The organism is Pseudorhodobacter sp. (assembly GCF_030452865.1).
Taxonomy (GTDB): domain Bacteria; phylum Pseudomonadota; class Alphaproteobacteria; order Rhodobacterales; family Rhodobacteraceae; genus Pseudorhodobacter.
The window spans coordinates 1-9,224 of the sequence record NZ_JAKDLJ010000113.1; the positions used below are offsets into that span (position 1 = coordinate 1).

Consider the following 9,224-nt stretch of genomic DNA (forward strand, 5'->3'; position numbering starts at 1 on the left):
GGCGGGCGAGCCTGTGCGTCGGCACCCATACCCATGTGCCAACGGCGGATGCGCAGATTTTGGCGCAAGGTTGCGCCTATCTGACCGATGCGGGCATGTGCGGCGATTATGATTCCGTGATCGGCATGGAAAAGCTGGAACCGATGCGGCGTTTCATCACCGGTATGCCGAAGGCGCGGTTTGAACCTGCGGCCGGGACTGCCACCCTGTCGGGCGTCTATGTTGAAACCGACGACCAGACGGGCCGCGCGGTCCGCATATCAATGATCCGCATCGGCGGGCGGTTGCAGGAAGCGCGGCCCGGACCGGTGGGCTGAGAAATTTCCTGTCGTCGACCGCGCCGGGCGGGCTAGATTGATCTCCATCCTTGAAGGGCAGATGCGCCATGTTCGGCTTTGAATTTTCGCAGACGGTGGAATCCTGGCTGGCAATCGCCATCCTGCTTGGCATGCTCGCGCTGTTTGTGCGCGAGGTGTTCCCGGTGGAGGTGACGGCCCTTGCCGGGGCGGCGCTGATGCTGATCCTGGGGATTTTACCGCAGGAGGATGCGCTTTCGGTGCTGTCGAACCATGCGCCCTGGACGATTGCGGCGATGTTCGTAATCGTGGGGGCTTTGGTGCGGACCGGTGCGCTGGATTGGGTGACGCGGCTTGCGGTGCGCAATGTGGAGGCGCGACCGGCAGTGACGCTTGCAATGTTGACCGTTGCGATCATCCTGATGTCTGCTTTCATGAACAACACGCCCATCGTTGTCGTGATGATCCCGGTGTTCATGCAATTGGCGCGCCAGCTGAAGATGTCTGCCTCCAAAGTCATGATTCCGCTGTCTTATCTGGCGATTTTCGGCGGAACGATCACCCTGATCGGCACCTCGACAAACCTGCTTGTCGATGGGGTCGGTCGCCAGATGGGGATGGAACCTTTCGGAATTTTTGAAATCACGCCGCTTGGGGTGGTGATGTCGCTGGTCGGTGTGACCTATCTGTTCCTGTTTGCCCGCAAGGCGCTGCCGGACCGCGATAGCCTGGGAATGCTGCTCGGCAACAAATCCGCGATGAAGTTCTTTACCGAAGTGGCGGTGCCGGAGGAGTCCACGCTGATCGGACAGAAGGTGATGGATGTTGAACTGTTCAAACGCGATTCGATGCGGGTGATCGACGTATTGCGTGGTGACGCCAGTTTGCGCCGTGCTCTGGCGGCGGTGGAGTTGCAGGCCGGGGATCGGGTCGTGTTGCGCACCCCGATGTCAGAGGTGCTTGCCTTGCAGAACAGCAAGGATTTGCGGCATCTCAACAAGTTGTCTTCGGTGCAGACCGAAACGGTGGAGGTGCTGATCACACCGGGGTGCGGCATGGTCGGTCGCTCTCTGGGCGCGCTGCGGCTGCGGCGGCGCTATGGGGTTTATCCGCTGGCCGCGCATCGGCGGAACCAGAATATAGGGCGGCAACTGGATGACCTTGTGGTGCAGGTCGGGGATACGTTGCTGATCGAAGGGGCCACGGCGGATATTCAACGGCTGGCGCAGGATATGGATCTGGTCGATATCGCCCATCCGTCGGAACGCGCGTTTCGTCGCGGTCACGCGCCGATTGTCATTGCAGTTCTGGCCGGGGTTGTCGGGCTTTCGGCGCTGAACATCGCGCCGATTGTCATTCTGTCGATGATCGGCGTCGCGATTGTACTGGTGACGCGCTGTATTGATGCGGATGAGGCGTTCGGCTTCATCGAGGGCCGGTTGCTGGCGCTGATCTTTTCGATGCTGGCGGTGGGGATGGGGCTTGACCATTCCGGCGCGGTGAAACTGATGGTCGATGCGATATCGCCATTTTTGCTGGGTTTGCCGCCGTTTGTGATGGTTTTTGCGGTTTACGGGCTTGCTTCGGTGCTGACTGAACTGGTGTCCAACAATGCGGTTGCGGTGATCCTGACGCCGATTGCGATCGGGCTTAGCACCTCTCTCGGCGTTGATCCGAGGCCGCTGGTGGTGGCGGTGATGTTCGGGGCGTCGGCCAGTTTTTCGACGCCGATCGGCTATCAGACCAATACGCTGGTCTACGGGCCCGGGGGGTATCGGTTCACCGACTTCCTGCGCATCGGTGTGCCGTTGAATTTGCTGATGATGCTGGTGATGAGCACGTTGATCCCGTTCTTTTTCCCGTTCTGATCCGATTGCGCGGGCTTGCGGACCGGGGCTGGCCCTGTGTATAGGGCAGCATCAGCGATTTTTCTTAGCGGAGACCGGGCTCATGGCAGGCCATTCCAAATGGGCGAATATCCAGCATCGCAAGGGCAAGCAGGACAAGCTGCGCTCCAAGATGTTTTCCAAACTGTCCAAGGAAATCACCGTGGCGGCGAAGATGGGGGAGCCTGATCCCGATAAGAACCCGCGTCTGCGACTTGCGGTGAAAGCGGCGAAATCGCTCTCGATGCCGAAGGATGTGATCGACCGCGCGATCAAGAAATCGCAGACCGGGGATGCTGCGGATTATACCGAATTGCGCTATGAGGGATACGGGGCCAACGGTATCGCCGTGATTGTGGAGACAATGACCGACAACCTCAACCGCACTGCGTCGAATGTGCGCAGCTATTTCACCAAGCATGGTGGCAACCTTGGCACCACCGGGTCGGTTTCCTTCATGTTCGACCGCGTTGGCGAAGTGACCTACCCGGTTGAGGCAGGGGATGCCGACACCGTGATGATGGCGGCGTTGGAGGCCGGGGCGGACGATGTTGAAAGCGATGAGGAGGGGCACTGGATCTATTGCGCGGATACCGCTTTGAACGAGGTGTCGGAGGCGTTGGAGAAAGCGTTGGGCGAGTCGTCGGAGGCAAAGCTGATCTGGCGGCCGCAAACGCGGACGGAGGTGGATCTGGAAACCGCGACCAAGCTGATGAAGCTGATTGATGCGTTGGAAGAAGACGATGACGTGCAGACCGTAACCGCGAATTTCGACATCCCGGAAGATGTCGCGGCACTGCTCGACGCCTGATCGCTTGATCCGACTTTTTGTCGAAAAATCAAGCCCCCGGTTTTGCGACCGGGGGTTTTTGATTGTCGGCGGTAGGGTTTGGATATTTTTGCAGAGAAGATTGAGCGATCAAATGGCGGGTTTTTGCAGATGCGGTGCGAGAGCGATAATCATCGCGGCCAAGAGCGCCAGCAACAGCAAGGCGGCGCGCAGCGAGGTTGCCTCAGCGATGAAGCCGATCACCGGGGGGCCGAGCAGCAGCCCGCCATAGCCGAGTGTTGCAACGGACGCGATGGCGCGACCGGGGGAGATCAGCGGGTCAGCGGCAGCGCGGGAGAAGGCGAGCGGGAACAGGATCGCATAGCCAAATCCCATCAGGCAAAAGCCGGTCAACGCCTGGGGCAAGCCGGTGCTGGTCGTAAGGATCACAACGCCGACCAACGCGATCGCACCGGAGAGCCGGGCGGCGCGGGTGGAGCCGAAGCGGCGGATGATCCGGTCGCCGAGCATCCGCATCACGAAAATCGCAACGGAGAAGGCGGAATAGCCGAAGGTTGCGAGCGCCTCCGTTGTGCCGAGGCTGCGGTTCAGGAACACCGCGCCCCAATCGGCCACAGCGCCTTCGCCCATCGCGGCGGCAAAGCCGACCAAGCCGACAAACACCAATGCGCCTTTCGGAAACGCGAAGATGCCGTCGCTTCTGGCTATGCTGCGCGCCGAGTGCCATGGGGCGGAGGCGATGGCGAGGCTGATGGCCCCGAGCGGCAGGCTTGCCAGCGCGAAATGGGTGGGAACGCTGGTTCCGGCTTTGATCGCGAAATATCCCATCGCAGCCGCCAGTCCGGCGCCGAGGCTGAACATTGCGTGAAATGACGCCATGATCGGCTTGCCCGCCGCTTTTTCGACCTCGGCGGCCCAGACATTCATCGAGACATCCATGGAGCCATGCGCCATGCCGAACAGGAAAAGGCAAAGCGCCAGCAGAGGCAGGTTTGGCGCAAGGCCAAGTGTCACCAGCGCGGCGCAGTAGGCAACGGCGATGATGCGGGTGACGGATGCCGCACCAAACCGGTCAACCGCGCGCCCCGCAAGCGGGAACGAGGTGATCGCCCCGGCGGCAAGGCAAAGAAGCAGCAAGCCAAGCAGATTTGGTGTCAGGCCATGCGCATCCGCAATGGCGGGAATACGCGAGGCCCAGATGCCGAGAAGTGCACCGTTCAGGATGAACATTGCGATGACGGCAAGGCGCGGGGAACGGAGATCGGGCATCGGAAACCTGTGGTCTGCTGGCTGTTGATATTTCAGGAAATCTCGCCGGGAGCAACAGCGACAGAAATGCTGCGGGACATTCCGGGCACTGCGGCCAGTGCGTGCGTCGCGGCGTTTTGGATGGCACGGGTCAGCGGCACCAGCGCCTGTGCGGTCAACCTCGTGAATTGCCAATAAAGCGGCACGTCGAGCGGGCTGTCCGCGATCACCTCCACCAAAGCGCCCGAACGCAGATGCGCCGTGGTCAGCAGGTCTGGGTTCATGCCCCAGCCAAGCCCCAGAACGGCTGCGTCGACAAAGGCCTGGCTTGAAGCGATGCGATGCGTTGGGAAGCTGAGCCGCGCGCCGATCTGTGCGGTGATCCAGTCGCGCTGCAAGCGGTCCTTGTCTGAAAACGTCAGCGCGGGTGCTTTTGCCAGGGTTGCGGCATTGGCACCGTCGGGCATCCAACGCGCCATGAAAGCGGGGGAGGCGGTTGCGCGGTAGCGCAGCGCGCCAAGCGGGATTGTATCACAGCCCTGCAATGGTCCGGGATGGGACGTGATGGCGGCGGCGACTTCTCCGCGGCGCAGAAGATCCTGGCTGTGGTCCTGATCGTCGATGATCAGATCGAACAACATGCCTTCGGTTGCGGCCAGCGCCGCCATGATCCAGGTGGCAAGGCTGTCGGCGGTGACGGCAATCCGGATTGTGGTGGCCGGTCTTGGCAGGCTGTCGATCACCGCAGATTCCAGCAGCATCACCTCCTCATGGTGACGGATCAGACGAAGGCCGGGATCGGTTGCGATGCAGGGTTGTCCACGCTGGATGAGGGTCGCCCCCACGTGTTCCTCCAGCGATTTCAACCGTTGGGAAATTGCGGAAGGGGTGACGCCGAGAGCTGCGGCGGCGAGATCAAGCGAGCCCCGGCGGTGAATGGCGGCAAGGGCGGCGAGCTGGCGGTGATCAAACCATTAGTTTTGCTAACTTATAGTGAGAAAAATAAATTTGATTGAAGTGAGGGTTTGTCGATATGTCAAGGAGTAGTCTGGAGGTGATGGCGATGTCTTGCTGTACGATATGGTTGTCCGGCGCGATCCATGCGGCGCTTGCTTCGAACGTTTTGGCAGGGGCGACCAGCGTGGTGTTTTCAGTATGATCGAGGCGCTGGTTTCAGGGTTTCTGGTATCGCTCAGCCTGATTGCGGCCATTGGCGCGCAGAACGCTTTTGTGCTACGGCAAGGCATCCGTAGGGAGCATGTGGGCTGGGTTGTGCTGGTCTGTGCCGCCTCTGATGCGGTACTGATGACTGCGGGAATTGCCGGTTTCGGTGCTGTCTCGGCGCGGGTGCCGTGGCTTGGTGATGCGATGCTCTGGGCCGGGGTGGCTTTCCTGCTGATCTATGGTGCGATGCGGTTTCGCGCCGCGTGGCAGGGCGGAGAGGCGTTGCGACCGACGGGGCAAGCGCCTGCGTCGCTGAGCAAAGTGCTGTCCGTCTGCCTTTTGCTGACCTGGGCCAACCCGCATGTCTATCTGGATACTTTGGTGCTGATCGGGGCGATTTCGGCGCAATACGCGCCCTATGCTGCGGTTTTCGGCGTGGGTGCCGTGGCTGCCTCTGCCTGTTTCTTCACTGCGTTGGGATTTGGCGCACGACTGTTGGCCCCAGTGATGGCGCGCCCGCGCGCTTGGGTTGTGCTGGAGGTGCTGGTCGGCGCGACGATGTGGGCAATCGCGGCGGCGCTGGCGTTCGGCGCTTAACCCCTTGCGCCGTCGCGAAAGCTCTGCCCATTTGGCACCATGACCGAATCTTCGCGCCCCAAACCACGATCGCAGCCCGTTCTGGGGGTTATGTGGATGCTCGCCTCTGGCCTGTCGTTTGTCGTCGTGACTGCGATTGTGCGCTATCTGGGGACAGATTTGCCTGCGGTGCAAGCGGCGTTTTTGCGTTTTGCCTGGGGGGTGGTCATTCTGGCGCCATCCTTGCTGACCCTGTGGCGGGTAGGCGTGCCGCACGGGCTTGCCAAGGTGATCGGGATGCGCGGGGCCGTCCATACCGTGGCGGTCGTGCTGTGGTTCTATGCCATGGCGCGTATTCCCTTGGCGGAGGTGACGGCCATCGGGTATCTGAACCCGGTTTGCGTGACGCTTGGGGCCGCGTTGTTCTTTGGTGAAAAGCTGGCCGCGCGGCGGTTGATCGCGATTGGTGTCGCGCTCATCGGCGCGGTGATCGTGCTGCGACCCGGTGTGCGGGAGATTACGCCGGGCCATTGGTCGCAGCTTGCCGCTGCCGTATGTTTCGCAGGCTCCTATCTTTTCGCCAAGCGGTTGAGCGGTGAGATGCCTGCCGGAGCGGTGGTGGGGATCCTGTCGGTGCTGGTGAGTATGGGGCTCTTGCCGTTTGCGCTTTGGTCCTGGGTGCCGATGACCCTGCTGCAAGTGGGCTCGCTCGCGCTGGTGGCCGTGGCGGCAACTGCGGGTCATTACTGCATGACCCGCGCCTTTGCAGTGGCCCCGATCTCGGTGACGCAACCAGTGACGTTCCTGCAACTGGTCTGGGCTACGATGCTGGGTGCCCTGGTGTTTGGCGAAGGGGTTGACCCGTATGTGTTGACGGGCGGCGCGGTGATCATCGGCGCGGTCAGCTATATCACCTGGCGCGAGGCACAGATGAAGCGGCGTGCCGTGACGCCCGGCGGACAGGCGGGGAAGTTCTAGCCGATTTGCAGCGGTCAGCGGCGATTTCTCTCCGAAAAGTCTGCACTTTGATCTGCACTTTGAGACGAGCGGCAGATGCGAAAACAACCGCGCGCGAAGAACCGGAAGCGCGAGGCGTCAGCGCAGAAAAGCCGGCAATTGCCGTTGCGGGGTGCTTGACTTTCGGGTTCCAAAAAGCGGACCCTGTGCCAAACGCGCCGCGGTGGTTCGGGGCAGGGCCTTGACCACCGCGGGTGACGACGGAGTTGTGGGTTTCTGATGCAAAAGAATGTTCTGGTAACAGGTGGCGCGGGATACATCGGGTCCCATGCTTGTAAAGCGTTGCGCGCGGCTGGATATGTACCCGTCACCTATGACAACCTCGCGACGGGGTGGGAGGATGCTGTCAAGTTCGGCCCGTTCGAGCGTGGCGACTTGCTGGACCGCGCGCGGCTTGATGCAGTGTTTGCCAGATGGCAACCTGTGGCGGTCATCCATTTCGCGGCGCTGAGCGAGGTCGGCGAAGCCGTGACCCGGCCCGGCGACTATTGGCGCGTCAATGTGGGTGGCTCGCTGAATCTGATTGAAGCGGCGGTGGCGGCGCGATGTCTGGAGTTCGTGTTTTCCTCCACCTGTGCAACTTACGGCGATCAGGATGGAGTGGTGCTGGAGGAAGACACCGCGCAACGCCCGAGCAACCCCTATGGTTCGTCCAAGCGCGCGATTGAGGAGATGTTGCGCGATTTCGGCACCGCCGATGGTTTGCGCAGCGTGATCTTTCGCTACTTCAATGTCGCCGGTGCCGATCCGGACGCCGACGTAGGGGAATACCATCAGCCGGAAACCCACCTGATCCCGCTGATGCTCGATGTCGTCAGCGGCAAAAGGGCGGCACTGACCCTGCACGGAACCGATTATCCGACCCCGGATGGCACCTGCATCCGTGATTATGTCCATGTCTCCGATCTCGTGGATGCGCATGTGCTTGGGCTGCGCTGGCTGGAGGCAGGCCACCCCGCGCGCGTCTTCTGCCTTGGAACTGGCTCCGGTTTCTCGGTGCGGCAGGTTGTGGATCAGGCGCGCGTCGTGACCAATCTGCCGGTGCCGGTGCATGATGGCCCGCGCAGGCCGGGCGATGCGATGCGTCTGGTCTCCGGCTCTGCTCGCGCGGTGGAGGAGTTGGGCTGGGCCCCAACCCGCTCAACCCTGCCGCAAATGATTGCCGACGCCTGGCGTTGGCATGGGGTGGGGCATTATGACAAGTGACGCCGCGAAGCCGCCGATGCGGGTGCTGATTACCGGAACAGCCGGTTTCATCGGGTTCCATCTGGCACGGCTGCTACTGCGCGAGGGGATGGTGGTTCACGGCTACGACGGCATGACCGACTACTATGATGTGACGCTGAAGCAGCGGCGCCAACAGGTCTTGCTGCAAAGCCCGGATTTCACCACAACCACGGGCATGTTGGAGGATCAGGCGCTGTTCGACCTCGTGGCCGATGATTTCGCGCCGGATATGATCATCCATCTCGCGGGGCAAGCGGGCGTGCGTTACAGCATCGAAAACCCGCGCGCCTATCTCGACAGCAATGTGATCGGCGCGTTCAATGTGATGGAAGCGGCGCGCAGGCTGCGAGTGCGGCATCTGTTGATGGCGTCGACCTCCTCGGTCTATGGCGCGAACGCGCTGGTGCCTTATAGTGAAAACGACAAGGCCGATACGCAGATGTCGTTCTATGCCGCGACGAAGAAAGCCAATGAAACCATGTCGCACGCCTATGCGCATATTCACGGCCTGCCGGTCACGATGTTTCGTTTCTTCACGGTCTACGGGCCGTGGGGCCGCCCCGACATGGCGCTCTACAAATTCGTCGAGGCGACATTGAAGGGTCGGCCGATTGATGTCTACAATCATGGCGAGATGTACCGCGATTTCACCTATGTCGAGGATCTGGTGCGCGGCATCCGCTTGCTGATGGACGCGGTCCCGGAACGTCCGGCAGACGGCATCCCCCCCGAAGGGGACAGCCTGTCACCGGTCGCACCCTGGCGCGTGGTCAATATCGGCAATTCAACTTCGGTCAGGCTGACTGAATTCATTGCAGCCATCGAGGACAGCCTCGGCATGAAAACCGCCCGCAACCTGCTGCCAATGCAACCCGGCGATGTGCCGCGCACCTGGGCCGATGCCAGCCTGCTGCACCGATTGACCGGATATCGGCCACAAACCGATGTGCGTGAAGGTGTCAGCCGTTTTGTGGATTGGTATCGCGACTATTACGCCTGCTGAGATATCTTCTCTGTGAA

The 9,224-nt window shown here is 61.3% G+C and carries 8 protein-coding genes and 1 pseudogene; 7 read left to right on the plus strand and 2 right to left on the minus strand.

Annotated features, from left to right (window positions below; genetic code table 11):
- The 3 genes from L0H65_RS08715 to L0H65_RS08725 form a co-directional block, all read left to right on the plus strand.
- Positions 1–317, plus strand: a 317-nt coding sequence (locus L0H65_RS08715; protein WP_301458484.1) for a YmdB family metallophosphoesterase, incomplete at its 5' end; no start/stop codon positions are given.
- Between the two features lie 68 nt (positions 318–385).
- Positions 386–2,164, plus strand: coding sequence for an SLC13 family permease (locus L0H65_RS08720; protein ID WP_301458485.1), 1,779 nt, complete (start codon positions 386–388; stop codon positions 2,162–2,164).
- 82 nt (positions 2,165–2,246) lie between these two features.
- Complete coding sequence (locus L0H65_RS08725; RefSeq protein WP_301458486.1) at positions 2,247–2,993, plus strand: YebC/PmpR family DNA-binding transcriptional regulator; 747 nt, start codon at positions 2,247–2,249, stop codon at positions 2,991–2,993.
- 108 nt (positions 2,994–3,101) lie between these two features.
- Here L0H65_RS08725 and L0H65_RS08730 read toward each other — a convergent pair whose 3' ends face one another.
- Positions 3,102–4,241, minus strand: coding sequence for an MFS transporter (locus L0H65_RS08730; RefSeq protein ID WP_301458487.1), 1,140 nt, complete (start codon positions 4,239–4,241; stop codon positions 3,102–3,104).
- A 32-nt stretch (positions 4,242–4,273) separates the two neighbouring features.
- Positions 4,274–5,179 (minus strand): annotated as a pseudogene (locus L0H65_RS08735) (LysR family transcriptional regulator ArgP); the annotation flags it as partial.
- 196 nt (positions 5,180–5,375) lie between these two features.
- Here L0H65_RS08735 and L0H65_RS08740 point away from each other — a divergent pair.
- From L0H65_RS08740 to L0H65_RS08755, 4 genes are all read left to right on the plus strand, one after another.
- The gene (locus L0H65_RS08740) at positions 5,376–5,981 is read left to right on the plus strand and encodes a LysE/ArgO family amino acid transporter (protein WP_301458488.1); all 606 of its coding nucleotides are present in this window, start codon (positions 5,376–5,378) and stop codon (positions 5,979–5,981) included.
- Positions 5,982–6,020: 39 nt separating this feature from the next.
- Positions 6,021–6,938, plus strand: coding sequence for a DMT family transporter (locus L0H65_RS08745; protein ID WP_301458489.1), 918 nt, complete (start codon positions 6,021–6,023; stop codon positions 6,936–6,938).
- Between the two features lie 258 nt (positions 6,939–7,196).
- Positions 7,197–8,183, plus strand: a complete 987-nt coding sequence (gene galE / locus L0H65_RS08750) for a UDP-glucose 4-epimerase GalE (protein ID WP_301458490.1) — start codon at positions 7,197–7,199, stop codon at positions 8,181–8,183.
- A complete protein-coding gene (locus tag L0H65_RS08755) occupies positions 8,173–9,207 on the plus strand; it encodes a GDP-mannose 4,6-dehydratase (RefSeq protein WP_301458491.1) in 1,035 nt (344 codons plus the stop codon). Before galE ends, L0H65_RS08755 begins: the two co-directional genes overlap by 11 nt.
- The last annotated feature ends 17 nt before the right edge of the window (positions 9,208–9,224 follow it).